The organism is Achromobacter sp. ISS7 (genome assembly GCF_056523125.1).
Map to the genome: position 1 here is coordinate 3,470,706 of NZ_JAWRZD010000001.1, position 25,760 is coordinate 3,496,465.

Below are 25,760 nucleotides of genomic sequence, written 5' to 3' on the forward strand. Positions count from 1 at the left end.
AACCGGCGGTTACGGCTGTCCTTTTCGGACAGCGCGCGATTTGCGCGCCTCGAACCGCCTGCGCGTGGTCTCCAGCTCCCGCTGCAGCAACGCAGCCTCCGGCAACATGGTGCGGTAGTTGGCGGCCATGACCTGGGTTGGCAGTCCCTCCAACGCATACTGCGCCAGCGCACGGCCCTTGTCCGCGCACAGGATCAGCCCCACTGGCGGATTCTCGTCCGCAAGCGCCCAGTGCGCTTTCGCATAGTTGCAGTACATGTGCATCTGCCCCACATCCGAGTGGGACAAGCTGCCGAGTTTCAGATCGATGATGACCAGGCTGCGCAGTTTGCGATGAAACAGCAGCAGATCCACGCGATACCAGGTCTGGTCGATGCGCAATCGACGCTGCCGCCCCACGAAGGTGAAGCCTTCCCCAAGTTCCAGCAGGAAACCTTCCAGATGCTGCGTCAGGGCGGCTTCCAGATCGGATTCCGAGTACTCGTCCTTGAGATCGAGAAACTCCAGCACATACGGGTCCTTGATCGCATCATCCGGGGTGACAGCATCCCCGGGCATCGGGAGCGCTGCCTTGGCCAGCACCATGTCCTTGTTCCTGGACAATGCCGTGCGCTCGTAGAACTGGCTTTCGATCTGCCGATCGAGCTGGCGCACGCTCCAGCCGCCACGCAGCGCATGCGCCTCGTAGAACCGGCGAGCCTGGCTGTCCTTGACCGATAACAACCGCACGTACGCCGACCATGGCAGTGTGAATGCCTGGGCCAGATGGGAGAGATCGGATTTCCGAGACGGCGTCTGGGAAATCGTGGCCGTCCCCCCTTCCTCCAATTTCCGAGACACTGTCTCGGAAATTGAAGATGGAGGATAAGCGAGGAAGAATCCGCGCATGTTCTCCAGGTTGTCGGCGCTGAATCCACGCCCAAACCGCGCGGTCAGGTCAATGGACAGCCGTTGAATCAACTGTTCCCCGTAGCCGGCCCGTCGCCTGCCTTTCTGCTCGGCTTCGACGATCCGTTGGCCGATCGCCCAATAACTGGCCGTCATCAGTGCATTGACCCGTCGGACCGCGATCCGGCGAGCGCTATCGAGCAGTTCGACGATATCGCCGTGAATACCGGCATAGCCGGCCGGCAAGGCGCCGGCCTGGCCATGCCGCATCGACGTTTTTCCTGTCATGCGATCACCTCCGTGTGAGGAAGACGCAGGCGCCATCCTCACCGGCAGACCATTCGTTCGGTACCGGGCACACCGCATCACTCCTGGCATGACCATAGCGCATGCGCCCAGCCGCGGCCGCCCGAACCGTGAGCAATCAGTCCACCCCGGCCTTTCGCAAGGCACAACGAAACCGCATCACCCAAAACAAAAAAAAGCCCCCACGCTCCGCCGCTACGCGGGTCGCTGCCCCCCCGAGGGGGCGTTTTTGCCTTGGGGCGGCCCGGCGGCAAAAAGGCCCCCACGCTCCGCCGCTACGCGGGTCGCTGCCCCCCGAGGGGGCGTTTTTGCCTTGGGGCGGCCCGGCGGCAAAAAAAAAACCGGCACGAGGCCGGTTTCTTTGTGGAGACGACGAAGCGCGCTCAGGCAGCCGGCGTCGGATTCAGCGCCGACAGCATCTGCGTGAAGATCTTCGGGCTGGCGGCCAGCACGTTGCCGGAGTCCATCCAGCCTTGCTCGCCGTCGAAGTCGGCGACCAGGCCGCCGGCTTCCAGCACCATCAGGCTGCCCGCCGCCAGGTCCCAGGGCTTCAGGCCGACGCCGCAGAAGCCGTCCAGGCGGCCGCAGGCGACATAGGCCAGGTCCAGCACGGTGGCGCCCAGGCGGCGCACGCCGGTGCTGCCTTCTGCCATGGTGCGGAAGCGGGCCGAGCCCTGCTCCAGGTCGCCCGAGTTGGGCCAGTGCGCGCCCAGCAGGGCCTCGTGGTAGCGGGTGCGGCCCGAGACGCGCACGCGGCGGTCGTTCAGGAACGTGCCGCTGCCACGGCTGGCGGTGAACAGTTCGTTGCGCGACGGGTCATAGATGACCGCCTGCGTGACCTGGCCGCGCTGGGTCAGCGCGATCGACACGGCGTAGTTGGGCAGGCCGTGGATGAAGTTGGTGGTGCCGTCCAGCGGATCGATGATCCACTGGAACTCGGCCTGGTCGGGGCCCTGCAAGCCGAATTCCTCGCCCAGGACGGCGTGATCCGGATAAGCGGCGCGCAGCGTCTCGACGATGGACTCCTCGGCGGCGCGATCGACTTCCGTGACATAATCGCGCGGCCCCTTGCGAGCCACGCTGAGTCGTTCCAAATCCATGCTGGCACGGTTGATAATGGTGCCGGCACGCCGGGCCGCCTTGATGGCGATGTTGAGCATCGGGTGCATAAAATTCCGTACGTATGCGGTGGGTAGGCCGCTAGCCGCCCTCCCGGGTCCGCCGCCGCCCCGACAGGGGGAAAACGGCCCAAAAAACCAGGAAGGCACTAAGCCAAACGTGCCATTTTAAATGACTCAAGCATTTTCACGCGTTCGCTTCATTATGGTGAACCCCAGCCACCCCGGAAACGTCGGTTCGGCGGCCCGTGCGATCAAGACCATGGGCTTCTCGGAACTGGTGCTGGTGGGGCCCAAATTCGCCGATGTAACCAGCCAGCCGGAGGCCGTGGCCCTGGCCAGCGGCGCCCTGGACGTGCTGGAAAACGCGCGCATCTACGATACCCTGGAAGAGGCGCTGGCGCCCGTGACCCTGGCGTTCGCCCTGACCGCCCGGGTGCGCGACCTGGGCCCCCCGCCCTGCGACATCCGCCAGGCCGCCGATCTGGCCTGCGCCCACCTGGCGCAAGCCCCCGAGGGCTGCGCCGCCATCGTGCTGGGCACCGAGCGCGCCGGCCTCACCAACGACCAGATCGGGCTGTGCCACCGCATCTGCCACATCCCGGCCAATCCCGAGTACAGCTCGCTGAACGTGGCCCAGGCGCTGCAACTGGCGGCCTGGGAGCTGCGCTACGCGCTGCTGGTGGACCAGGGCGCCGCCCTGCTGCCGGCGTCGACCGCGCAGGCGCCCTCGCGCGGCGCCGAACCGGCCTCGGGCGAGGCGGTGCAGGCCTTCCTGGCGCACTGGGAAGAGGCGCTGGTGGGCGTGCGGTTCCTGGACCCGGCCCATCCCAAGAAGCTGCTGCCGCGCATGCGGCACCTTTTTTCCCGGGTCGCCCTGACCCGCGACGAAGTCGACATGATGCGCGGCGTCTGCACCGCCATGCTGGCCAAGGCCCGCCGCGACGGCGACGCAAAAAAATAGGGACGGGCATCCGCCCGTCCCCCGTCATCGGCCGCCGGCGGTTGACCCGCCGCGGCACGAAGCTTGCGCTCAGTCGACCTTGGCGCCCGACGCCTTGACCACCGGCGCCCAGCCTTCCACTTCCGACTTGATGAACTGGCCGAACTCGGCCGGCGTGGTCTTGACGCCCACGGCGCCCAGCTTTTCGAAGCTGGTCTGCACTTCGGGCTTGTCCAGCGCCTTGACCATGGCGGCGTTGAGCTTGTTGACCACGTCGGGCGGCGTGCCGGCCGGGGCGATCAGGCCGAACCACGACGACACGTCGAAGCCGGCGAAGCCCGATTCCTGCATGGTGGGCAGGTCCGGCGCGCTCTTGGAGCGTTCGGACGTGGTCACCGCCAGCGCGCGCAGCTTGCCCGACTGGGCGTGCGGCCAGGCCGACGGCATGTTGTCGAACATGAACTGCACCTGGCCGCCGATCAGATCGGTGATGGCCGGGGCGCTGCCCTTGTACGGCACGTGCAGCACGTCGATGCCGGCCTTCATCTTGAACAGCTCGCCGGCCATGTGGATCGAGGTGCCGCTGCCCGACGAGGCGAAGGCCAGCTTGCCCGGGTTCTTCTTGGCGTAGTCGACCAGTTCCTGCACCGTCTTGACCGGCACCTGCGGGTTGACCACCAGGATGTTCGGCACCTTGGCGCCCAAGGCCACCGGGGTGAAGTCCTTCGTCAGATCGAACGTGACGTTCTTGTACAGCGTCTGGTTGATGGCGCTGGTGACGGCCACGAACAGCAGCGTGTAGCCGTCCGGCGCGGCGCGCTGCACCATGTCGGTGGCGATGTTGCTGCCGGCGCCCGGCTTGTTCTCGACCACGAACGACTGGCCCAGGGCCTCGGTCAGTTCCTTGGCCATGATGCGGGCGATCACGTCGGTGGTGCCACCGGCGGAAAAGCCGACCACGATGCGGACAGGTTTGTCGGGATAGGCAGCCTGGGCGGAACCCATGGCGAAAGCGCTTGCGGCGGTAGCCAGTAGCGTGGCGGCAAGACGCCGCAGTCCAGGCTTTTGACCGGTCATCATATAGTCTCCGTGCTGATACTGTCCATTACATGGACGATTTGAATTATTGGATGCTGCATTCTGATCTATACACGAGAGGAGCATCAAGGTAGAGTCCACGCTACGGACTATGGTTTTCCCTTGACCGTTCCGCAATAACCCCCAAGTTTTCAGAGAGTTGCATGCAAGACAGCGATGCCGCGGCCGCAGGCCCACGCACATTGCGGCGCGGGCTGGCCGTTCTGGCCGCCCTGCGGGACCAGGGGCCTGACGGCCTCAGCGTGACCGATATTGCCCGCCTGACGGGCATTCAGCGCCCCACCATCTACCGGCTGCTGGCGGCCCTGCTCGACGCAGGCCTGGTGCTGCCGGTGACGGGCACCAAGAAATACCGCGCCCAGCTGGCGGTGGACCCCGACACCCGTTCGCGCGATCCGCGCGTGCGCCAGCTGCTGCCGGTGCTGCGGCGCCTGGCCGACCGCACCGGCGACGCCGTGTTCCTGGTGGTGCGCGACGAGGACGATTCCATCAGCCTGCATCGCGAGATCGGCAGCTACCCGGTGCAGATCCTGGCGACCTACGCCGGCAAGCGCCAGCCGCTGGGCGTGGGCTCGGGCGGCATGGCGCTGCTGGCGGCGCTGTCCGACGACGTCGCCCGCGGCATCGTCGAACGCAACTCCAGCCGGCTCGACGAATACGGCGGCATGACGCCGCAGGAAATGTTCCGCCTGATCGAGAACACCCGCGCGCGCGGCTATTCGGTGGTGGGCAACCACGCCGTGCGCGGCGCGCTGGGCGTGGGTTGCGCGCTGCTCGACGCGCACGGCGCGCCGCTGCTGGCGGTCAGCGTCACGGCCATCATCGACCGCATGCCGGCCCAGCGCCAGCGCGAGATTGCCGGCTGGATCAAGGCCGAACTGGCGCGCCTGGCGGTGCAGGCCTGAGGCCGCCCTCCCCGCGAAGAAGGGCCCCTTCATTCCGAACCGGCTCCCCGATGAAAAAAGGGCGTCCGCGCATCGCGCGAACGCCCTTTTCAATCGCGCGCGGAAAGGATCAGGCCGGCGCGCCAGTCTTCGGATTCTGGATCTCGCGCAGCGGGATCGGCGCCTGGAAGCCGGCGGCCTCCAGCGAGCTGCGGATTTCCTGGTACAGGCCCCAGCGCAGGTCCCAGTACTTGCCCGCCTCGGCCCACACGCGCACATTCACGACCACGCCGTTTTCCTTGTAGTCCACCACCTTCACCAGCGGCTGCGGATCCTTCAGCGCATTGGGGCTGGCATCGACGATGCCCTGCAGCTTGGCCAGCACCGCGTTCAGGTCGTCGCCATAGCGCACCGGCACCGGGATATCCAGGCGGCGCGTCTTGTTGCGGCTGTAGTTGGTGATGGTGGCGTTCCAGACGGTGCTGTTGGGCAGCGTCAGGTGGATGCCGTCGACCTGGATCAGGCGCGTCAGGAACAGGCCGACCTCTTCGACCGTGCCCTCGGCGCCGGTGCTCAGGCCGACGTATTCGCCGGCGCGCACCGGGCGCAGGATCAGCAGCATGATGCCGGCGGCGATGTTCTGCAGCGTGCCCTGCAGCGCCAGGCCGACGGCCAGGCCGGCGGCGCCGAGCACCGCGATCAGGCTGGCGGTCTGCACCCCGAAGCGCGCCAGCACCGCGATCAACGTGAAGATGCGCACCGTCCAGACCACGGTGCTGTAGAACATCGGCACGATGGTCGGATCGATCTTGCTGGAACGGGTGGCGATGCGTCGCACCCAGCGGCCCAGCAACGCCGAGACCCACCAGCCGATGACCAGGATCAGCAAGGCGACCAGCAGATTGATGCCCAGGTCCACCAGGCGCGGGGCCCAGGCATTGAATTCTTTCAAGGCGTCTTCCATCGTTATCGCTCCCTCTTGCAAAAAGACAACCGAAAACTTTATCAGATGCGTCCTGCGGAAAGGGACGCGGCGGGCGTCCGGTGTGTCAAGCTTTGTAAGGAGCGGGCGCGGAAGACGGCGCGGCATGCGAGGTCCGCGCCATCGCCCAGCCGCGGACGTCAGGTGCCCGCGACCTTGCGGAAATGGTTGTCCCAGGCGCGTTCACGCGACGGCGCCAGCAGCGGCCGTTCGATGCCTGAGGCATCGGCGTGCAGCATCGCCCCCAAGCCGCTATTGATCAGGAAGCCGCTCACCGGCGCCGGCGCCACGCCGCAGCCGTCGGCCAGCCGCGTCTCGCCCAGGCAGCGGCCGCTGGCCGCGTCCCAGTACAGCACCTGCCCCCCCACCGGGCTGGAGGTGGCGATGATGGCCCCGGCCGCATCCGCGGTCACCGAGCCGATGTAGTTGCGCATTTCGCGCAGCGCCGGCGCCGGGCCGGCGAACAGTTCCAGCGCCGCGCCGCGCCGGTGGCGGCCTACCAGGGCCGGCCGGTCGCCGGCGGGGCCCATGTACTGGCAGCCGAACCAGACGCTGTCATCCGCTGCCAGCGCCAGGTGGCGGATCGACAGCCGGTGCAGCTCGGGGGGCAGTTCCACTTTTTCCAGCAGATCGCCACTCGCCGCGTCCAGGTACGCCAATGACGGCCGCATGGTGTCCAGGTTCAGTTCCAGCTTGCCGTAATCGGGGTGCGTCAGGATGCCGCCGTTGGCCACGCACAGCGTCCTCCCGTCCGGCATCAACACCACCTCGTGCGGCCCGATGCCGCCCGTGTCGTATTCGCCGATACGGCGGTAGGCGCCGCCCGGCGTGGCATCGTAGATGCCCAGCACGCCACGGCCGCCGTCGAAATCGTTCTCGGTGGCGGCCAGCAGCCGGGCGCCGTCGAAATAAGCGCCATGCCCAAAAAAATGGCGGTCGTCGGGCAACGGCAGTTCGAGCGGCGCGCGCTCGCCGCGCAGGTCGAAGGCCAGGGCGAAAAAGCCCGGCTGGCGACCGAACACCACGGCGCGTTCGGACGCCGCGTCGATCGCGAAACTGTGGCCGCGCGCCGGCATCGGTACCACGCGCCGATCCTGCCCGGCGCCGTCCAGCACCACCGCTTCGTCGCGGCCAGCGCGTTGCCGCGCCGCCAGATAGCGTGCCTGCGCGCCGTCACCGGCGCTGGCCAACGCCAGGCCCGGCCACCCCAGCGCCGCGCCGAGCGCGCCCCCCGCGCTGCGGGCCAGGAAACCACGCCGCGCGGGCCATGCCGGCGCATCGCCGGCCAGCGCTCGCGCCGGCACGCCGTGGGTGGCCGCTCCGCGGTCGCGTTCAGTCGCCATCGAGCGCATTGAAGCCGATGGTCACGCCCAGCGCAGGCGCCAGGTCCTGGTCGACGATGGCCTTGGCGTTCTTCAACGTCAGCGTCGCCAGCCCCAGCAGGCGGCGCCCTTCGGTGTCGGCCAGCGCCTGCTCCAGCGGCGCCGGCACCTCGCGCAGCGTGCGCGCCGCGTTGTCCAGTTCGCCCAGCACGGCGCCGCCCATCCAGGCGTCGCCCGGCGGCAAGGCATAGCCGCCCGCGCGGTAGAACGCGGCCAGGCCATCCAGGCCGGCCGCCAGCGTGCGGGTCGACAGGCCGCTGCGCCAGAACGCAGCGCGCTTGGGACGCGCGGCGTCCGCCGACTCGCCCAGCACCGGCAGCAGCTTCACGTCGCGCGCGAACTGCAGGCCGGTGGACAGCGCCTTCATGGCTTCCGCCGCCACTTCCTGCGGATCGCGATAGAGATCATTGCCCGCCTGCGGCCGCGCGAACTGGCGGCCGAACTCGGCCTGCGGGCCCCAGGCCTGGGCCAGGTCGCGCGAAATCGCGGCGACGTTGGCCGATACCGCCCGGGCGTAACCGCAGGCGTAGGCGAACGTCGGCGCGCCCTGCTGCTTGAGCAGCGCCGGCTCGCCATACAGCACGAATTCCAGCGCCGGCAGGCCCTGCAGCGCCACGCTGCGGCCGGCCAGCGCGCCGGGCTTGAGCAGCTCGGCATCCTGCGCCGCGATCGCGGCCTGCACCTGCCTGGGCATCACGCCGCGGGTATCGGGCCAGAACGCCAGGCGTTCGTAGCGGTTGGCCTGCACCAGCGGGCCGAAGCGCAGCGGTTCGAGCCGCGCCCACGCCAGCGCCAGGCCGGTGAACGCGTCGCCGACCCGCTTGGCGCCGGCCGCGTCGGGCTGGCCGCACCACGAGGCCAGCGCGCCTTCCAGGCCGCTGGCGGCCTCGGCCATGCCGGCGGCGGCCGGACGCGCATACCCTTGCGCCAGGCGCTCGCCCAGGTCGGCGGGCAGGCTGGCGGCGGACGCGGCCAGCGGCCAGGCCAGCAGCCAGGCGGCGGCCAGGGCCCTGGCCGGGGCGCGCCGCAGCGCGACAACGGGATTCATCACAACGACTCCAGGAAACGGATCAGGTCGGCGCGTTCTTCGGGCGTCATCGCCACCACGCGGTCGCGCGCCGGCTGGCCGGCGCCGCCGTGCCACAGCACCGCCTCCAGCAGCGTGCGGGCGCGCCCGTCATGCAACCAGGTGGCGTTGGGGTTCACGGTCTTGGTCAGGCCGATGCCCCACAGCGGCGGCGTGCGCCACTCGCGGCCGTTGGCCTCGCCGTCGGACACGCCGTCGGCCAGGTCATCGCCCATGTCGTGCACCAGCATGTCGGTGTACGGCCAGATCAGCTGGAAGCGATGCTCGGCCTGCTTGGCGTTGCGGCTGGTGACGTACTTGGGCACGTGGCAGGCGACGCAATTGGCCTCGTAGAACAGCTTCTTGCCGGCCAGCACGCGGGCGTCGTCGATGTCGCGCCGCTGCGGCACCGCCAGGTTGGTCGAATAGGTGGTGACGAAGTCCATCAGCTTGGCCGGCACCTCTTCCGGACCGAAGCGCGGCTGCGCCCCGTGCGGCATCTTCAGGCACTGGACCTGCGCCGGCGTACAGTCGCCGTAGTGGTTGGGGAACAGCGGCGACGACAAGCCCATGTCGTTCGAGAACGCGGCCGCGCTCTGCTGCTCCACCGTGGGCTGGCCGGCCTTGAGATTGAAGCGGCCCAGCGCGCGCTGGCCGGTGCGCATGTCGGTGACCCAGTTGGCCTTGCCGACGATGCCGTCGCGCTTGTCGGCGCCGATGTTGGCCAGGATGTCGGCCTCGTGGATCGATTCCAGCAGGCCCAGGCCGATCATCGGCGGCGCCAGCCGCGGCGAAATCTGCGTGTCCTTGCGCATCGGTCCGTAGCCCAGGTTCTCGATGCGGTAGGCCGGTTTCAGCAGCGTGGCGGTCTCGCCGCCATTGAGCTTGACGGTGACCGGCGTGTAGTCGATCTCCATGCGGCCTTCGGCTGGCAGGCCGGCCACCGCGAAGTTCTGCAGCTGCACGCCATAGACGGGCTCGGGCAACAGGGCGATCTCACCCGGCGCCAGGCGCGGATGGCCGCGGTCGGGGCCTTCGGGCACCGCCAGGCGCAGCAGCAGCGCCACCGCGTCGGGACGTTCCAGCGGATCGAAGCCCGGCACCGAGCCGCGCCCGTCCTTGGTATGACAGGCCTGGCACGAGCGCGCGTTGAACAGCGGCCCGAGGCCGTCGGAGGCCTGCGTGGAGGCCGGCGCGGACACCCAGTCCTTGCGGAACAGGCCGTTGCCGACCTGGAATTCCTGGCGCCGTTCGAAGCTCATGTTGGCCGACGGCTGCGAGAAGATGTCGGCGTTGATGAGCTTGTTGGTGGTGGTGGCGCCCGCCTGCATGTTCTCGAAGGTCTCGGCCTTGGAGAAATCGCGCGTGGGCGCGGTGATGGCGGTGACCCGCTTGAGGTCTTCGGCGCTCAGGTCATCGCGCCCGGCGGGCGCGCTGGGAGCGGCGGCGGCGCCGGCATGGGCCGACGCCGCCAGTACGGCGGCGAATACGAGCTTCACTTGAATACGGCGTCGGGTTTGTCCAGGCTGTCGGAACCCTCGATGGCGACCTTGCCCAGGTCCAGCAGCGCGATCACGCGCTCCAGGCTGCGGGTCTGGTCGACCAGGCGGTCGATGGCGGCCTGCACCACCGCGTTGCCTTCCTTGTTGCCGTCCGCGATCATCTGGTCGTAGGTCTCGACCGTCTCGGCGCGGGTCTTCATCGCCTGCATGGCGGCCACGGTGGCGTCCAGCTTGGCGCGCACTTCGGTATCCAGCTTGGGATCACGCGCCTTGACCAATTCGGACAGGCTGGCGCCCGACACCTTCTTGCCATCGACGCGGGTGTACGCGCCCAGGTAGACGTTGCGGATGCCGATCTGGTTGTAGAAGTGCGAGTTGTGGGTGTTGTCCGAGAAGCAGTCGTGCTCTTCCTCGGGATCGTGCAGCATCAGGCCGAGCTTCATGCGCTCGCCGGCCAGTTCGCCGTACGACAGGCTGCCCACGCCGGTCAGCATCGCCACCAGGCCGGCCTTGGGATCCTCTTGCACGGCCTTGCGCGCGGCGCCGTCCTTCTGCCAGTTGCCGACCATCTCTTCCAGGTCGGTCACCAGCAGGTCGGTCACGGCCTTCAGATAGGCGATGCGGCGTTCGCAATTGCCGCCGGTGCACTGCTTGACGTCGTAGTCGGTATGCGGACGGTTGCCCGAGTGGCGTTCCTGCGGCGTGCCCTTGCGGTCGGCCGGCGCCGGGCCGGTGCCGTTCAGGTCCTGGCCCCACAGCAGGAATTCGATGGCGTGGTAGCCGGTGGCCACGTTGGCCTCGTTGCCGTCGGCCTCGTGCAGCACTTCGGACAGCAGCTTGGGGGTGATCTCGCTGACGTCGATGGTCTTGCCGCCCACCGAGATCTTGGAATTGGCGATGACGTTGACGGCGTAGTAGGCGTTCTCGTCGTTCTCGGTGCCATAGGAGGCGTCAACGTAGTCGATCAGGCCTTCGTCCAGCGGCCACGCGTTCACGCGCCCTTCCCAATCGTCGACGATGGGGTTGCCGAAGCGGAACGCCTCGGTCTGCTGGTAGGGCACGCGCGCATCCAGCCAGGCCTGGCGGGCGGCCTTGAGCGTGTCCGCGCTGGGCTTGGCGACCAGGGCGTTGATGGCCTCGCGCAGCGTCTTGGCGGAAGTCAGCGCGTCTTCATAGCCGGCCAGCGCCAGATCCGAATAGTTCGTCACCACGGCCTTGGGCTGCGTGGCGGCGTGAACCGTCCCCCCGAATGCCGCGACGGCCAGCACCGCCCCCAACAACAACTTGCGCATCACTTTCTCCCGTAACTCGGACGGAATCCGCCCCGCGGCGGTGCCGTCCACACTTGAATTTTGTGGATGCGAGTGTAAACAATTTTCGTTTGTTGTTCAGAATAAAGTCAGCTACCTGACGTTTTTCCGAACGTAAAGGCATGAAAAGGCAGGACCGTGCGCGCCCCGTCCTCGCCCTCACGGCCGCAATCCCGCGGGAACGGACAGGCGAAAAAAGGAAGCGCAAAAAGCCCGGGAGACCCCGGGCGGAAGAAGGGACGGACGGCCCCAGGCGGGCCGCCCCCCCGCTCAGCGTTGCAGCGGCGCCTTGGCCGTCTCCTTGGCGGCCAGCACCGAGATGGCGGTCACCACCAGCGCGGCGGCCACGTACAGCGACACCGCCACGGTCGAGTTCCACGACTTGAACAGGCTGGCGATGATCAGCGGCGCGAAGCCCCCGCCGACGATGCCGGCCAGCGTGTAGGCCAGCGACGATCCGGCATAGCGCACCCGGCCCGGGAACTGCTCGGTGATGAAGGCGGCCTGCGGGCCGTACATCATGGCGTGGATCAGCAGGCCCACCACCACGGCGGCGCAGATCGCGACGGGATGCGCGGTGTCCATCAGCGTGAAGAACACGAACGCCCAGATCATGCCCAGCACCGCGCCGGCCACGTACACCGGACGGCGCCCGATCTTGTCCGACAGATGCCCGCACAGCGGCACCGCGATGGCGTTGAGCGCCGCGCCCAGCATGGTGGCGCCCAGCGCCAGCGGCCGCGACAGGTGCAGCACCGTGGTCACGTAGGTCAGCGTGAACACCACCACCAGCGCATACAGCACGTCCGAACCGATGCGCGAACCGCCCGCCACCAGCAGCTGGCGCCAGTGCCGCACCAGCACTTCCTTGATCGGGGTGTTGGCGGTTTCGCGCTTCTGTTCCATTTCCAGGAACACCGGCGTCTCTTCGACGCCGCGGCGCAGCCACAGGCCGAACAGCACCAGCGCCACGCTCGACATGAACGGCACGCGCCAGCCCCAGGCCTGGAATTCCTCGGGCGTGAGCCACAGCGAGATCAGGGCGATGAAACCGGTGCCGATCAACGTGCCGCACGACGGCCCGACCTGCGTGAAGGACGCATTGCGGCCGCGCTGGTTGGGCTTGCCGTGCTCCATCGACAGCAGCACCGCGCCGGCCCATTCGCCGCCCAGCGCCACGCCCTGGATGAAGCGCAGCGCCACCAATGCCACCGGCGCCCACACGCCCCAGCTGGCGTAGGTCGGCAGCATGCCCATCAGGCCGGTCGACACGCCCATGATCACCAGCGTGGCCACCAGCACGAACTTGCGCCCCAGGCGGTCGCCCAGGTGGCCGAAGACGAAGCCGCCCAGCGGCCGCGAGACGTAGCCGACCGCGTAGGTCGAGAACGCCAGGATGGTACCCGTCAGCGGATCGAACGACGGGAAGAAGATGGCGTTGAACACCAGCGCCGCCATCAGGTTGTAGATCGTGAAGTCGTACCACTCGAGCGTGGTGCCGACCGAGCTGGCCATGGCCAGCTTCTTCATCTTGTCCGGCGACGCGCCGCCGTGGGCGGACGCCGGAGCGTGCAAGGTGTTTTCAGCCACTGTGATTCCCCATGTTTGTGATGTGTGTGGACGCGGCGCCGTGTCAGCGCAGGTCGGCGGCCGCCAGCTTCCAGCCCAGTTCGAGCAGCCAGGCGTCGCTGGCGCGGGTGCCGAAGGCGGCGGCGGCCTGTTCGGCCAGGGCCCGCGCGGCGTCGGCCGAGCTGGCCTCGACCACGAACAGCGGATCCAGGCGGCGATTGGCGGTGGATTCTCGCGGCAACGGGCCGCTCAGCGCAGCATCCGGAGCCAACAAATAGGACTGAACGAAGCCATCGACCTGGGCCAGCGCCGCGCCGGCCTCGGCCGCGCGCGCAAGCAGCGCGGCCGCATCGCCACCGAACACCAGCGGCAGCACCGCGATGTGGCTGCCGCTGCCGAAGCCCGTCACGGCCTGCACCGCGCAGACGCGGCGCATCGGATCGCGCATGCGGTCCAGGTTGGCCACCGACCAGGGCGTCTGGCGCTCGAAGGCGGCGCGGTAGTCGGCGGTGGTGAAGGCGCCCAGCGATTCCGTGCGGTACAGCCCCAGGTACTTGCGGCCGCCGGACAGCGAGAAATAGCGCGCGCCCGACAGGAAGCCCGGAATGCGCACGCGCTCTTCGACGTGCTCGCGGTCGTACCAGCGGTTGAAATCGGTCTCGAAGGCGGGATCGACGTCGCAGGCGACGAACAGCATGCCGTTGGGCGTGGACGGAGTGGTGGCTTGGCTCATGGAAAGAAAAAATCCCTTCGATAACGGAAGGGACTCATCTTCGGCCGATGGGGCCAGGTCCGACAAACGAGTAATTTTTCGCGTCGGCAATAAAATTATTGCGGGCCGACCTAGGGATAACGCTATTGCGCGGAGCCGAATTTTGGCGGCGCCACCGACGCGGTGTATTGATCCGAGGCGCGGCAGGCCAGTTCGGCCACCAGCCGGATCGCCTCCGAGCCCGCGCCCTCCAGATAGCTCACCACCAGCAGCTGCGGCGGCACCGGCACGTCGCAGCGGATCATCTGCACCTCGCCGCGCGCCACGTATTCGTAGATCGGCGGCAGCGGCACCAGCGCCCGGCCAAAGCCGCTGCGCACCAGCCGCGCCAGCGCCGAGATCGAGCTGACGCAGTGCACCTTGCCCAGCGGCAGGCCGGCCTCGCGGAACAGTCCCTTGAGCGCTTCGTGCGGCTGCGAGCCGGGGCTCATGGTCAGCACCGGTTCGCTCAGCAACTGCTGCACCGTCAGCGCCTCTTCATCGCCGGCCGGCCCCACCCAGCCCATTTCCATCGGCAGGCACGGCATGCTGATGATGCCGGTGTCGGTCAGCAGGTCGGTCTGGAAGGCGATGTCGAGCGTGCCCTCGCGCAGGCCGCGATGCAGCGCGCGAGTGGTCTCCGAAGTCAGCTGCACCTCGATGCCCGGATAGGTGGAACGCAGATTGGTCAGGAAGCCGATCAGCCAGGTGTGCACCACCGTCTCGATGGCGCCGATGCGCACCAGGCCGAACACCTCGTCGCCGGTGCGACCCAGCGACAGGATCTGCTGGCGCAACTGCATCAGCCGCTCGCCATAGTCCAGCAGGCGCGTGCCCACCGCCGTCAGCCGCAGCTCCTTGGCGTCACGCTCGAACAGGCGCGCGCCGATGTCCTCTTCAAGCGAGGCGATGCGGTTGGCCACGGCGGCCTGGGTGATGTGCAGGCGGTCGCTGGCCGCACGGAAACTGCCCAGCCGGGCGGACCACAGGAATGCTTCGACGAAACGGGTATTCATATCCACGCCACGGCGCGCCCGACGACGCGCGGTTCCAAGAACGCCCGGGCGGCAAGCCCCGGCCTGTGCACATCCTAACGCCTTGCGGGCAGGCCGCGCCATGACGCCATGCACGCCCTCTCGCGGTGCCGCATGCACCAGCATGGTTCACGCGCCGCGCCATGATCGCCCCGCCATGGCGAAAAACCGGGCCAGCGAAGGTTGGCACGGGTCTTGCTTGATGACTGGTATGCAAGCTTGTCTACAAGCCAAGCGCCCGTCCCCTTACCGACCAGGAGTCACGCATGACCGACCGCCCCGCGCCCTTCGCTTTCAACGCCACCCGCCGCCGTCTGATGCAGGGCGCCGCGCTGGGCGCCGCCACGCTGGCCGCGCCGGCCCTGGTGCGGGCGCAGTCGGGCCCGGTCATCCGCATCGGCTACTGGCCGGTCGCGGCGGGCCTGCCGTTCTACGCCGCCATCGAAAAGGGCTACTTCAAGGAAGCCGGCCTGAACGTCGAGGCGCTCAAGTTCGCCGGCGCGCAGCAGGTCATGGAAGCCATGCTCGCGGGCCGCGCCGACGGCAGCGCCAACGGCACCGGCTCGGCCAACCTGGCCATCGGCGAGATCGCCTCGCCCGGCCTGTTCAAGATATTCGCCTCCAACCCCAGCAACGCCAAGAACGTGCTGGACGAGTTCATCGTCGCGAAAGACAGTCCCATCCAATCCATCGCAGACCTCAAGGGGAAAAAGGTCGGTTCTGGACCCGGCATCCAGAATGCCACGCTGGCCAAAGCAGTGCTGGAGCGCGCCGGCGCAACCGGGGCGACCGTGGTCGAGCTGGCGATAAGCCAGCACGTCGCCGCGGTCGCCGCCGGCCAGTTGGACGCATGCTACACGCTCGAGCCCACCGGCACGGTCGGCCGCCTGAACGGCACCACCCGCGTGCTCGAGGCCGGCGTGATCGCCAAGTACGTGCTGGGCGATCCGATGGCGCCGTGGTTCGGCGGCTCGGCCTCGCTGACCACCGCGTTCCTGAAGAAGCATCCCGAGGAAAGCAAGAAATTCATCGCCGCCTACGCCCGCGGCATCGAGCTGATCCGCGCCAAGCCCGACGAGGCGCGCCCCTTCATGAAGGGCTACACCGCCATCGAAGGCCCCATGACCGAAGCCGTGCCGCTGGCCGCCTATACGCTCTACAACGAGTTCAGCCCCAGCGATATCCAGTACTTCCAGAAATTCTTCGACCTGTTCGCCGACAAGGGCATCTTCGCGCAGAAGGTGGACGTGGCCTCGATGCTGTACAAGGGCTGAGCCATGGACGCGATCAACGCAAACCGCGCCAGCGCGGCCCCGGCCGCCGGCGCCAGCCACGCGGCCAGCGCGGCGGCCGCCGCCAAGCCGGCCGCCGCGCCGGCCTCGCGTGCGCCGCGCACCTGGACCGCCGCGCGCCTGCTGCCGCTGATCGGGCCGTTGGCGCTGTATGTGGTGTGGGACCTGGTGGTGCGGCTGCAACTGGTCAGCCCGGTACTGCTGCCCACGCCCGGCGCCACGCTGGTGGCCCTGGCCAAGGGCATGGCCGGCGGCCCGCTGCTGGGCGATTTCCTGGCCTCGGTCAGCCGCACGCTGCAGGCCTTCGTCATCGCCGGCGTGATCGGCGTGCCGCTGGGCGTGCTGCTCGGCAGCAACGAGAAGGCCTACCGCAGCGTCGAGTTCCTGGTGGACTTCTTCCGCTCGACGCCGTCGTCTGCGCTGATCCCGCTGTTCCTGATGATCTTCGGCGTGACCGACATGAACAAGATCGCCATCGCCGCCTTCGCCGCGGTGCTGGTGATCCTGTTCAACAGCGCCTACGGCGTCATCAACGCGCGCAAGCAGCGCGTGATGGCGGCGCGGGTGATGGGCGCCTCGCGCTGGCAGATCTTCAAGGACGTGCTGATCTGGGAAAGCCTGCAGCCCACTTTCGTCGGCCTGCGCAGCGGCGTGTCGATGGCGCTCGTCATCGTGATCGTGGCCGAGATGTTCATCGGCTCGGACAGCGGGCTGGGCAACCGCATCATCAATGCGCAGCAGGTGCTGAACGTGCGCGACATGTACGCCGCGATCCTGGCCGCCGGCGCGCTCGGCTACGTCCTCAACATTCTCTTCCTGGTGCTGGAAAAGCGCGTGGTCCACTGGAGCGGCCGATAATCATGTCCACCGTCATCAACCCCGCCATCGCCCCCTCGCCCGCGCCCGCGCCGTTCCAGCCGGGACCGGCCGGCACCCACATCACCATCCGCGGCCTGACCAAGTACTTCGCCGGCTGGCCGCTCTACGAGGACTTCAACCTCGACATCCCCAAGGGCAAGATCGTCTCGGTGTTCGGCCCCAACGGCTGCGGCAAATCGACGCTGATCAACATGATCGCGGGCCTGATTCCCATCGACGCCGGCGAGATCCTGTTCGACGGCAAGTCGCTGGCCCAGACCAAGATCGGCTACGTCTTCCAGAACTACCGCGAGGCCATGTTCCCGTGGCTGCGCACCATCGACAACATCGCCTACCCGCTGCGCCTCGAAGGCCGCGGCAAGGCCGAGGTCGACGCGCGGGTGGAAGAGCTGGTGGCCTCGTTCGACGTCAAGTTCGACCTCAAGCGCTACCCCTACGAATTGTCGGGCGGCCAGCAGCAGACCGCGTCGATCATGCGCGCGCTGGCGCCGGGACCGGAGGTGCTGTTCCTGGATGAGCCATTCTCGGCGCTGGACTTCGAGATGACGCTGTTCATCCGCGAAAAGCTGCAAGAGGTCTTCATGCAGACCGGCACCACCATGCTGCTGGTGTCGCACGACCTGGAGGAAGCGGTGTACCTGGCCGACCAGGTGCTGCTGCTGACCAAGCGTCCCACGCGCGTGGCCGAGATCCTGGACTACGGCGATGCCCGTCCGCGCACGGTCGAGACGCTGTCCGAGCCCAGCTTCATCGGCATGAAGAAACTGAGCCTGGAGATCTTCCAGCGCGAAGTGCGCCGATAGCCCCCTTCGCCCCATCCATCCACCTTCGCCGGGAGTCCGCCATGACCCAGGAAACCATCGACCAATACGTACGCAGCGCGCTGGCGCTGGCGGGCTACGCCCTGCGCGAGCCGGCCGCGGCCGAAGTGGCGCAGCAATTCACGCGCATCCACGACATCGCCTCGACCTTCATCGACGAGGCCCTGCCGGTGGCACTGGAATCGGCCTCGGTGTTCCGCCCGTGAGCGGCGCCGCGCTCGACCTGGCCCGCCGCATCCGCAGCGGCGAACACAGCGCGGTGGCGGTGCTCGACGCCACGCTGGCGCGCATCCGCACCGCCGACGCGCGCTACAACTGCTTCACCGCCATCACCGAGGACCGCGCGCGCCAGGAGGCGGCCGCCATCGACGCGCGCCGTGCCCGCGGTGACGCCCTGCCGCCGCTGGCGGGCGTGCCCTACGCCGTCAAGAACCTGTTCGACATCGCCGAGGAAGTGACGCTGGCCGGCGGCCGCGTCAATGCCGCCAATCCCGCCGCGCCGCGCGACGCCACGCTGGTGGCGCGCCTGCGCGAGGCCGGCGCGGTGCTGGTGGGCGCGCTCAACATGGACGAGCATGCCTACGGCTTCACCACCGAGAACTCGCACTACGGCCCCTGCCGCAATCCGCACGACGCCACCCGCATCGCCGGCGGCTCGTCGGGCGGCAGCGCCGCCGCGGTGGCCGGCGCACTGGTGCCGCTGACGCTGGGCTCCGACACCAACGGCTCGATCCGCGTGCCGGCCTCGCTGTGCGGCGTGTTCGGCCTCAAGCCGACCTTCGGCCGCCTGCCGCGCGGCGGCTCGTTTCCCTTCGTCGGCAGCCTGGACCATCTGGGCCCGTTCGCGGCCGACACCGCCGGCCTGGCCGCCGTCTACGATGCGCTGCAAGGGCCCGACGCCGACGATCCGGCCTGCGCGCAACGCGCCGCCGAACCGGCGCTCGCCACGCTGGGCTCGGACCGGCCGTTGCGCGTGGCGGTGCTGGGCGGCTACTTCCACCATTGGGCCGGCCCCGAGGCGCGCCGCGCGGTGCAGCTGGCCGCGCAGGCGCTCGATGCCGCCGATACCGTTGAGCTGGCCGGCGCCGAACAGGCCCGCGCCGCGGCCTTCATCATCACCTCGGCCGAAGGCGGCGCCCTGCACCGCCGACGCCTGATCACGAACTACGACGACTACGAGCCCTACTCGCGCGACCGCCTGGTCGCCGGCAGCCTGGTGCCCGCGGCCTGGGCGCAGCAGGCCCAGCGCATCCGCCATCGCGTCTACCGCGAGGCGTTGTCGCTGTTCGAACGCTACGACGTGCTGATCGCGCCGGCCACGCCGGTGCCGGCCACGCCCATCGGCACCACCAGCCTGACGCTGGCCGGCCAGACGCTGCCGGCGCGCGCCAGCATGGGCCTGCTGACGCAGCCCATCTCCTGCCTCGGCCTGCCCGTTTGCGCCGCGCCCGTCTGGCCCGGCATCGGCGCCGACGCGCACCTGCCGCTGGGCGTGCAACTGATCGCCGCGCCATGGCGCGAGGCCGACTGCCTGCTGGCCGCGCAGCGGCTGGAACACGCCGGCGTCGCCGCCGTCCGTCCCGTCTAGTCCGTCAACCGAGGCCGCCCATGGACTCCGCATTCGCCGTCATCGACACGCCCCGCAGCCTGGCCGATTCCGCCTACGGCACGCTCAAGCGCGACATCCTCGACTTCCGCCTGGCGCCCGGCGACCGCTTCACCGAAACCGAGATCGCCGACCGCCTGCGCGTCAGCCGCACGCCGGTGCGCGAGGCGCTGTTCCGCCTGGAACGCGAGGGCTACCTGGAAGTGCGCCAGCGCAACGGCTGGCTGGTCAAGCCGCTGGACTTCGACACGCTCGATCATTTCTACGAGCTGCGCAGCGTGCTGGAGATCTCGGCCGTGCAGGCCCTGTGCGCGCCCGGCCAGGTGCCGGACCCGCTGCGCGCGCTGCAGCCGCTGGTGGACCTGTGGCTGGTGGACGGCGCCCACCAGTCGCACGATGGCGAATGGCTGGCCGCGCTGGACGAGCGCTTCCACACGGACCTGGTGGCCGCCGCCGGCAACCCCGAGATCGCGCGCGTGCATCGCGCCGCCACCGAGCGCATCCGCATCGTGCGGCGACTGGATTTCACCCAGCCCGAGCGCATCACCCGCACCTACGCGGAACACGGCGCCATCCTGCAGGCGATCCTGCGGCGTGACGCCGAACAGGCCACCGCGCTGCTGCGCGACCACATCGGCGACAGCCAGGCCGCCGTGCGCAAGATCACGCTGCACCGGCTGTACGCCAGCCGGCGCGCGCAGGCGGCGTAGCCGGCATGGCCGGGCCACGGCGCCCGCTCGCGGCCGCGTCAGCGCGGCCGCAGCCAGCGGCCCAGCCGCCGCGTCACGAACGGAATGCAGACGAACACCATCACCGGCGTCATGGTCACGCTGGTGATCAGCGCGCGCCAGAACACCGGCAAGGCGCTCAGGTGTTCGCTCACCAGCAGCGTGAACGCCAGCAGCACCGGAAAGTACGCCAGCCAGATGCTCACGGCCTGCTTCCAGCGAGGCGGCGCGCCGGTGTTGCCCTGCGGGCCGAACCAGCTGTCCATGCCGCTCACGCGGCGCGCGTGGCTGGCGCGCACCAGCGCGGCGCCGCGTTCGAGCCACATGCGGCGCGGCAGCGATTGCTCCCAGCGGTTGAGGCTGGCCTCGTCATTGAAACGCAGCACGATCTGGTATTGGTCGCCGCCCTCGGGCGGTTGCAGCACGCCCGAGCCGAGAAAACCCGGAAAGCCGGCGGCGAGGATCTCGCCCTGGCGCATCCAGGTCAGGAAATCGCTGTAGCGTTCGGGCGTAATGTGCCGGGTGACCAGCATGGTGACCGGGGCGGGAACGGCGGAACTGGACATGGTGAAACTCCTGGGGCGGCGTGCAGCGTGTTATGTGGTGTAAACCCTAGCAAGCCGCGTGCCAGCCTTGCACCGCAGCATCCGCCCGCGCGCAGCGTGGTCACGGCACGACGGGGCCGGATTTGCGCACCGCAACACACCCCATATTGGTGATTACCCTGAATCGCGCACCACAATGGTGCCATCAACACGGAGCCTGACCTTCACATGGATATCAACCTGCCCGACGTCGTCGCCGAGGTCACCGTGGCCTTTGCGCGCTATGAAGCCGCCCTGGTCGCCAACCAGGTCGAGGTGCTGGACGAGTTGTTCTGGAACAGCCCCCACACGCTGCGCTACGGCGCCGGCGAAAACCTCTACGGCTACGACGCCATCCGCGCCTTCCGCGCCGGCCGTTCGCCGCAGGGCCTGGCGCGCCAGGTACTGCGCACCGCCATCACCACCTATGGCCACGACTTCGCCACCACCAACATCGAGTTCCAGCGCGACGGCAGCGACCGCGTCGGCCGCCAGAGCCAGACCTGGATGCGCACGCCGCGAGGCTGGCGCGTGGTCTCGGCGCACGTCAGCCTGATGAGCCCATAACCTTATTGATCCGCCGCCATTGAGTGGTCATGAGGACGGGTCTACACTGGGCCTTCCCCCGTCCCCAGGAGCACCCGCCCCATGAGCACCTACAAGATCGCTGTCTTCGTCGGCAGCCTGCGCGCCGCGTCGATCAACCTGCGCCTGGCCCGTGCGCTGGAAAAGCTGGTCCCCGCGGACTTCAAGTTCGAGTATGTCAGCCTTGGCGATGTGCCGCTGTACAACCAGGACAACGAGAACAACCTGCCCGCCCCGGCCGCCAAGCTCAAGCAGCAGATCCTCGACGCCCAGGGCATCCTGTTCGTCTCGCCCGAGCACAACCGCTCGGTGCCCGCCGCCATCAAGAACGCGATCGACTGGGGCACGCGCCCGTGGGGCCAGAATTCGTGGGCTGGCAAGGCCGTCGGCATCCTCGGCACCTCGCCCAGCGCCGCCGGCACCGCGCTCATGCAGCAGCACCTGCGCAACATCCTGGCCGCCGAAGGCGCCGTGGCCCTGACCACGCCGGAAGTCTTCCTGCAGTACACCGATGGCCTGGTCGATGACCAGTACAACATCACCAACGAAGGCACGCGCAAGTTCCTGCAAGGCTGGATCGACCGCTACGTCGACTGGATCAAGAAGTTCAACAGCTGATCGCCGCCGTTGCCGGGTCAGGGGCGCCTCCCCGCCCGGCACCGATCGCCCGTCTACCTCCGGGCGATCAAGCCCTCCGGCCCAAGCCGGAGGGCTTTTTTTATGCGCGAGACCAAGACAACCCACAACGGATTTCCGCGCCGACAAAAGCCCACGCCCCCATGCCCCGATGCCGCGACGGCGCCCCCCACCGCGCGCAGCGCCCCCTCGCCGCAAAAATAGCCGCCCGGCCGCCCGGCCGCCCGAAGGCCGGGCAGCCCCCTCGGGGGGCAGCAAGCGCGCAGCGCGCCGCGTGGGGGCCCACATATCCCCGGCAACTGTGGAGAAGCTTGAGGACAGCCATGGGGGAGTTGCGAAAAACCCCGTGGCAACAAGCACTTGCACCCTGCGGTCAAAAAATGCGCAATCCATCCAATGGATGATTTCTGGCGCACTTATCCACCGTCGCGGGGCGCAAACCGGCGCTTTTCGGGGCGTCGCCGCCGCCGCCCGACGCGCCTGTGCATTTGTCCCAGCATTCTGTGGACAAGCATGAGGACAGAATGAGGGCAGCTACGGTTTTCCCTTGCACATCAAAGACCTGCAAGGGGTGGTCAAGAAAGGCCCAAACCGCCCTCCGGTGACGCCAGGTTGTCCCCGGGAAATGTGGATAAGGCTGAGGACAGCCTGCGGGCAGTCGCAAAAATCCCTTTGCCGCCAAGGCCTTGCGGGCAGCGGGCAATAAACGCCCAGGCCGGGCTCGGCGACGAGCCGGCCCGACAGGACAGGCGCAGACAATCAGGCGCCGCCGGATTTGTCCCCACGGAATGTGGACAAACCTCTGAACAGGCTCATGACAAGCTGAAAAAAACCTTGTCTGGCAAGCACTTGGAAGGGCCGCTCAAAAAAGGAGCAATCGCCGCACGGCAGCCGCGCGCGATCCGCCGGCGTTCATGCCCGCGAATCGCGCCACGCGCCACCCAAAGGCGTCAGACGTCGTCGCCTTCCAGGCGCATGCCGATCTTCAGGCCGACCTGCCAATGCGCCACCTTGCCGTCCTTGATATGGCCGCGCACCTCGGTGACCTCGAACCAATCCAGGTGCCGCAGCGTTTCCGATGCGCGCTCGATCGCCTTGCTGATGGCATCGTCGGTGGACTTGGTGGAAGAACCCACCAGTTCGATCTGCTTGTAGACATGATTCGACATAGCTCGTCTCCGTTGAGGGGGAAGCGTTGCGAATCACCGGCCGCGCACGGGGTTCCGGCGCTTACGACCGGCAATCCATTCGAACACACAGGATACCCCCGCGGGCATAGAGTGGTGTTACGAGTTCCGTCGACGCGGCCTCGGCCGCGGCCCGGAACCCGCTTTCCGCAACGCAAGCCAGGAGGTTGTCATGCCGGAACGAAAAACGCTGCAACGCGCCGAGCGCGACAGGAAGCAAGGCAAATCCGCATCCACCCAGGCGGGCGAATTCGTCCGCGAGGAAATCGAGCACGTGCGCGAGGGCAAGCATGGCGTGCGCTCGACCAAGCAGGCCATCGCCATCGGCCTGTCGAAAGCGCGCCGCGCCGGCGTCGACCTGCCGACGCCGAAGAAGGCCAGCGCGACGACCCGCCGCAAGGCCGCGCAGGACAGCGCGGCGGCGCACGACGGGCACGCCAAGTCCGGCACCCGCGCCCGCGCCACCACGCGCGCGCTCAAGCGCGAAAGCGCCAAGCCGGCGTCCAAGTCCGCGCTGTCGCGCCAGGCGTCCAAGACCGCCGCCACGCGCACGGCCGCGGACCGCTCCGCCGCCGCGAAGAAGGCCGCCGCCACCAAGGGCGCGGCGGGACGCTCGGCCGCGGCCAAGAAAGCCGCGCGCACCCGCGCCGCCAACCAGCGCGCGGCCGCGCATCACTGAGCGGCGCCCGATGGCGTGACCGTCATCGCCCGCGCATCATCGCCCGCACATCATGGGCCGCGCATCATGGCCCGCGCGTCAATGCGCGCCGGTCATGCGGCGGCGCCCGCCTCGAACTCGCGCAGGCGCGCCTGCAGGAATTCGCGCAGGCGCTTGACCGCGGGCGACAGCAGCATGCGGTGCACGCACAGCAGGTACAGCGGCGAAGGCTCGCCGGTGTAGTCGGGCAAGGCCTGCGCCAGCCGGCCCGCGCGCAGGTCGCTCAGCACGTCGAAGCGCGACTTGTAGGCCACGCCATGGCCGGCCAGCGCCCAGCGCCGCACCAGGTCGCCGTCGTCGCCCACCCGGTCGCCCTTGACCGGCACGGTCAGCGCGCCGTCCTCGTGCTCGAAGGCCCAGCGGTCGTGCAGCGACTCGCCCAGCACGAAGCACAGGCAGTTGTGGCGCCGCAGGTCGGCCGGCGAACGCGGCATGCCGTGACGCGCGAAATAGGCCGGCGACGCGCACACCACGCGGCGGTTGTGCTCGCTCAGCGGCAGCGCCACCAGGCCGGAGTCGCCCGGCGTGCCATAGCGCAGCGCGATGTCGACGGGCTGCCGGTAAAGGTCCGCCAGGCGATCGCTGATGCGCACCTGGAAGTTCACGCGCGGATGCTGCTGCTGGAAGTCGTCCAGCCAGGGCAGCAGCACGTGGCGCCCCAGGTCCGACGGGATCGCCACCGACAGCGTGCCGGAGATCGCGGTCTTGTCGCGCGCCAGCGCGCTCTGGCCGGCCTGCAGGCTCGACAGCGCGGCGCGCGCGTATTCCAGGTAGCGCTCGCCGTCGCCGGTCAGCCGCAGGCTGCGCGTCGAGCGCACGAACAGGCGGGTTTCGAGCGACAGCTCCAGCCGCTTGAGCGCGGCGCTGGCCACCGCCGGCGTCAGGTCCAGCTCGCGCGCGGCGGCCGAAAAGCTGCCGTGGTCGGCCGCGGCGACAAAGATGCGCAGGTCTTCAAACCGAACCATGAGGGGTCCATTTTCAAAGAAATATTGAAACTGAGTCCGATGCTAGCCGGTTTTTCATCGTCCGCCACTGGGTAATGATGGCGTCACCCCCGCAACGCTTTTGGAGTCCCCCATGAAAATCGAACTCGACGGCAAAAAAGCCCTGGTCACCGGCTCGTCCGGCGGCATCGGCCTGGCCATCGCCCAGGGCCTGGCCGAGGCCGGCGCCCAGGTGGTGCTGCATGGCCGCAACGCCGACAAGCTCAAGCAGGCCGCGGACGCCATCGCGCGCCAGCACCCGGGCGCCCAGGTCCATACCGTGCAGGCCGACCTGTCCACCGCCGACGGCGCCGCCTCGATCTGCGCCGCCCATCCCGACATCGACATCCTGGTCAACAACGCCGGCTACTTCGCGCCCAAGTCCTTCACCGAGATCACCGACGACGACTGGCGCTACATGCTCGACACCAACGTCATGAGCGGCGTGCGCCTGTCGCGCTATTACCTGCCGCGCATGCTGGCCGCCGACTGGGGCCGCATTGTCTTCATCTCCAGCGAATCGGCGCTGCACATTCCCGCCGAGATGATCCACTACGGCGTCAGCAAGACCGCGCTGCTGGGCGTCTCGCGCGGCCTGGCCGAACTGACCGCCGGCAGCGGCGTCACCGTCAACGCCGTGCTGCCCGGCCCGACCCGCTCCGAGGGCGTGGTCGACTTCTTCGCCGAAATGGCCAGGGAACAGGGCCTGCCGCAAGACCAGATGGAACGCGACTTCATCGCCCAGCACCGCCCCAGCTCGCTGCTGCGCCGGCTGGCGACGGTGGAGGAAGTGGCCAACATGGTCGTCTACACCTGCTCGCGCCAGTCCTCGGCCACCAACGGCGCCGCCCTGCGCGTCGATGGCGGCGTGGTCCGCACCATCGCCTGATCCCCAACGCCCCCTCTCT

The 25,760-nt window shown here is 68.6% G+C and carries 26 protein-coding genes; 12 read left to right on the top strand and 14 right to left on the bottom strand.

Annotated elements, in window-relative coordinates; translation table 11 throughout:
• Nucleotides 1-9: 9 nt before the first annotated feature.
• On the bottom strand, nucleotides 10-1,176 hold the full coding sequence (locus tag AC1HFW_RS15415; RefSeq protein ID WP_479284220.1) for a PDDEXK nuclease domain-containing protein: 1,167 nt from the start codon (nucleotides 1,174-1,176) through the stop codon (nucleotides 10-12).
• A gap of 401 nt (nucleotides 1,177-1,577) precedes the next feature.
• Nucleotides 1,578-2,363: an inositol monophosphatase family protein gene (locus AC1HFW_RS15420; protein ID WP_006390380.1), complete on the bottom strand. Its 786-nt coding sequence runs from the start codon at nucleotides 2,361-2,363 to the stop codon at nucleotides 1,578-1,580.
• Between the two features lie 121 nt (nucleotides 2,364-2,484).
• Between AC1HFW_RS15420 and AC1HFW_RS15425 the strand changes: the two genes are divergently transcribed.
• Complete coding sequence (locus AC1HFW_RS15425) at nucleotides 2,485-3,276, top strand: RNA methyltransferase (RefSeq protein WP_085943697.1); 792 nt, start codon at nucleotides 2,485-2,487, stop codon at nucleotides 3,274-3,276.
• Nucleotides 3,277-3,345: 69 nt separating this feature from the next.
• Here AC1HFW_RS15425 and AC1HFW_RS15430 read toward each other — a convergent pair whose 3' ends face one another.
• Complete coding sequence (locus AC1HFW_RS15430; protein WP_061073845.1) at nucleotides 3,346-4,335, bottom strand: Bug family tripartite tricarboxylate transporter substrate binding protein; 990 nt, start codon at nucleotides 4,333-4,335, stop codon at nucleotides 3,346-3,348.
• Between the two features lie 161 nt (nucleotides 4,336-4,496).
• On the opposite strand from AC1HFW_RS15430, the gene AC1HFW_RS15435 reads away from it, so the two are divergent.
• Entirely contained in the window at nucleotides 4,497-5,258 is a 762-nt protein-coding gene (locus AC1HFW_RS15435) for an IclR family transcriptional regulator (protein ID WP_006390383.1), read from the top strand.
• A gap of 109 nt (nucleotides 5,259-5,367) precedes the next feature.
• On the opposite strand, the gene AC1HFW_RS15440 is transcribed toward AC1HFW_RS15435, so the two are convergent.
• From AC1HFW_RS15440 to AC1HFW_RS15475, 8 genes are all read right to left on the bottom strand, one after another.
• Nucleotides 5,368-6,201 (bottom strand): mechanosensitive ion channel family protein, encoded by an 834-nt coding sequence (locus AC1HFW_RS15440; protein WP_006390384.1) that lies wholly within the window; start codon nucleotides 6,199-6,201, stop codon nucleotides 5,368-5,370.
• A 158-nt stretch (nucleotides 6,202-6,359) separates the two neighbouring features.
• Complete coding sequence (locus AC1HFW_RS15445; protein ID WP_479284226.1) at nucleotides 6,360-7,571, bottom strand: DUF1513 domain-containing protein; 1,212 nt, start codon at nucleotides 7,569-7,571, stop codon at nucleotides 6,360-6,362.
• Nucleotides 7,552-8,649, bottom strand: a complete 1,098-nt coding sequence (locus AC1HFW_RS15450) for an imelysin family protein (protein ID WP_241075952.1) — start codon at nucleotides 8,647-8,649, stop codon at nucleotides 7,552-7,554. The genes AC1HFW_RS15445 and AC1HFW_RS15450 overlap by 20 nt, the downstream gene beginning before the upstream one ends.
• Nucleotides 8,649-10,166 carry a di-heme oxidoreductase family protein gene (locus AC1HFW_RS15455; RefSeq protein WP_479284228.1) on the bottom strand — a complete coding sequence of 506 codons (1,518 nt, stop codon included), beginning with the start codon at nucleotides 10,164-10,166 and terminating at the stop codon, nucleotides 8,649-8,651. The genes AC1HFW_RS15450 and AC1HFW_RS15455 overlap by 1 nt, the downstream gene beginning before the upstream one ends.
• On the bottom strand, nucleotides 10,163-11,461 hold the full coding sequence (locus AC1HFW_RS15460) for an imelysin family protein (RefSeq protein WP_006390388.1): 1,299 nt from the start codon (nucleotides 11,459-11,461) through the stop codon (nucleotides 10,163-10,165). Before AC1HFW_RS15460 ends, AC1HFW_RS15455 begins: the two co-directional genes overlap by 4 nt.
• A gap of 288 nt (nucleotides 11,462-11,749) precedes the next feature.
• Complete coding sequence (locus AC1HFW_RS15465) at nucleotides 11,750-13,069, bottom strand: MFS transporter (RefSeq protein WP_479284231.1); 1,320 nt, start codon at nucleotides 13,067-13,069, stop codon at nucleotides 11,750-11,752.
• Nucleotides 13,070-13,112: 43 nt separating this feature from the next.
• On the bottom strand, nucleotides 13,113-13,781 hold the full coding sequence (locus tag AC1HFW_RS15470; RefSeq protein ID WP_061073838.1) for a DUF4286 family protein: 669 nt from the start codon (nucleotides 13,779-13,781) through the stop codon (nucleotides 13,113-13,115).
• Nucleotides 13,782-13,903: 122 nt separating this feature from the next.
• The gene (locus tag AC1HFW_RS15475) at nucleotides 13,904-14,815 is read right to left on the bottom strand and encodes a LysR family transcriptional regulator (RefSeq protein WP_006390391.1); all 912 of its coding nucleotides are present in this window, start codon (nucleotides 14,813-14,815) and stop codon (nucleotides 13,904-13,906) included.
• A gap of 284 nt (nucleotides 14,816-15,099) precedes the next feature.
• Between AC1HFW_RS15475 and AC1HFW_RS15480 the strand changes: the two genes are divergently transcribed.
• Genes AC1HFW_RS15480 through AC1HFW_RS15505 form a run of 6 tightly spaced genes read left to right on the top strand, consistent with a single transcriptional unit; the run spans nucleotide 15,100 to nucleotide 20,141 of the window.
• Nucleotides 15,100-16,107 carry an ABC transporter substrate-binding protein gene (locus tag AC1HFW_RS15480; protein WP_061073837.1) on the top strand — a complete coding sequence of 336 codons (1,008 nt, stop codon included), beginning with the start codon at nucleotides 15,100-15,102 and terminating at the stop codon, nucleotides 16,105-16,107.
• Nucleotides 16,108-16,110: 3 nt separating this feature from the next.
• Nucleotides 16,111-16,983 carry an ABC transporter permease gene (locus AC1HFW_RS15485; protein WP_479284234.1) on the top strand — a complete coding sequence of 291 codons (873 nt, stop codon included), beginning with the start codon at nucleotides 16,111-16,113 and terminating at the stop codon, nucleotides 16,981-16,983.
• Nucleotides 16,984-16,985: 2 nt separating this feature from the next.
• Nucleotides 16,986-17,807 carry an ABC transporter ATP-binding protein gene (locus AC1HFW_RS15490; RefSeq protein ID WP_006390394.1) on the top strand — a complete coding sequence of 274 codons (822 nt, stop codon included), beginning with the start codon at nucleotides 16,986-16,988 and terminating at the stop codon, nucleotides 17,805-17,807.
• Between the two features lie 41 nt (nucleotides 17,808-17,848).
• The gene (locus tag AC1HFW_RS15495) at nucleotides 17,849-18,031 is read left to right on the top strand and encodes a DUF4089 domain-containing protein (RefSeq protein WP_006390395.1); all 183 of its coding nucleotides are present in this window, start codon (nucleotides 17,849-17,851) and stop codon (nucleotides 18,029-18,031) included.
• Entirely contained in the window at nucleotides 18,028-19,413 is a 1,386-nt protein-coding gene (locus AC1HFW_RS15500; RefSeq protein ID WP_479284237.1) for an AtzE family amidohydrolase, read from the top strand. The genes AC1HFW_RS15495 and AC1HFW_RS15500 overlap by 4 nt, the downstream gene beginning before the upstream one ends.
• Nucleotides 19,414-19,433: 20 nt before the next feature.
• Complete coding sequence (locus tag AC1HFW_RS15505) at nucleotides 19,434-20,141, top strand: GntR family transcriptional regulator (protein WP_006390397.1); 708 nt, start codon at nucleotides 19,434-19,436, stop codon at nucleotides 20,139-20,141.
• 38 nt (nucleotides 20,142-20,179) lie between these two features.
• On the opposite strand, the gene AC1HFW_RS15510 is transcribed toward AC1HFW_RS15505, so the two are convergent.
• Nucleotides 20,180-20,725, bottom strand: a complete 546-nt coding sequence (locus AC1HFW_RS15510) for an antibiotic biosynthesis monooxygenase (protein WP_479284239.1) — start codon at nucleotides 20,723-20,725, stop codon at nucleotides 20,180-20,182.
• 207 nt (nucleotides 20,726-20,932) lie between these two features.
• Here AC1HFW_RS15510 and hpxZ point away from each other — a divergent pair, with 207 nt between their 5' ends.
• Both hpxZ and AC1HFW_RS15520 read left to right on the top strand, forming a co-directional pair.
• Nucleotides 20,933-21,310 carry an oxalurate catabolism protein HpxZ gene (gene hpxZ, locus AC1HFW_RS15515; protein ID WP_238891439.1) on the top strand — a complete coding sequence of 126 codons (378 nt, stop codon included), beginning with the start codon at nucleotides 20,933-20,935 and terminating at the stop codon, nucleotides 21,308-21,310.
• A gap of 81 nt (nucleotides 21,311-21,391) precedes the next feature.
• On the top strand, nucleotides 21,392-21,946 hold the full coding sequence (locus AC1HFW_RS15520) for an NADPH-dependent FMN reductase (RefSeq protein ID WP_061073833.1): 555 nt from the start codon (nucleotides 21,392-21,394) through the stop codon (nucleotides 21,944-21,946).
• A 968-nt stretch (nucleotides 21,947-22,914) separates the two neighbouring features.
• Here AC1HFW_RS15520 and AC1HFW_RS15525 read toward each other — a convergent pair.
• Entirely contained in the window at nucleotides 22,915-23,133 is a 219-nt protein-coding gene (locus AC1HFW_RS15525; RefSeq protein ID WP_006390401.1) for a dodecin, read from the bottom strand.
• A gap of 190 nt (nucleotides 23,134-23,323) precedes the next feature.
• Between AC1HFW_RS15525 and AC1HFW_RS15530 the strand changes: the two genes are divergently transcribed.
• Entirely contained in the window at nucleotides 23,324-23,830 is a 507-nt protein-coding gene (locus tag AC1HFW_RS15530; protein WP_006390402.1) for a DUF6496 domain-containing protein, read from the top strand.
• Between the two features lie 92 nt (nucleotides 23,831-23,922).
• Here the strand turns inward: AC1HFW_RS15530 and AC1HFW_RS15535 are convergent, their stop codons facing one another.
• Nucleotides 23,923-24,834: a LysR family transcriptional regulator gene (locus AC1HFW_RS15535; protein ID WP_479284243.1), complete on the bottom strand. Its 912-nt coding sequence runs from the start codon at nucleotides 24,832-24,834 to the stop codon at nucleotides 23,923-23,925.
• A 112-nt stretch (nucleotides 24,835-24,946) separates the two neighbouring features.
• Here AC1HFW_RS15535 and AC1HFW_RS15540 point away from each other — a divergent pair, with 112 nt between their 5' ends.
• Nucleotides 24,947-25,741, top strand: coding sequence for an SDR family NAD(P)-dependent oxidoreductase (locus AC1HFW_RS15540; protein WP_006390404.1), 795 nt, complete (start codon nucleotides 24,947-24,949; stop codon nucleotides 25,739-25,741).
• Nucleotides 25,742-25,760: the final 19 nt, after the last annotated feature.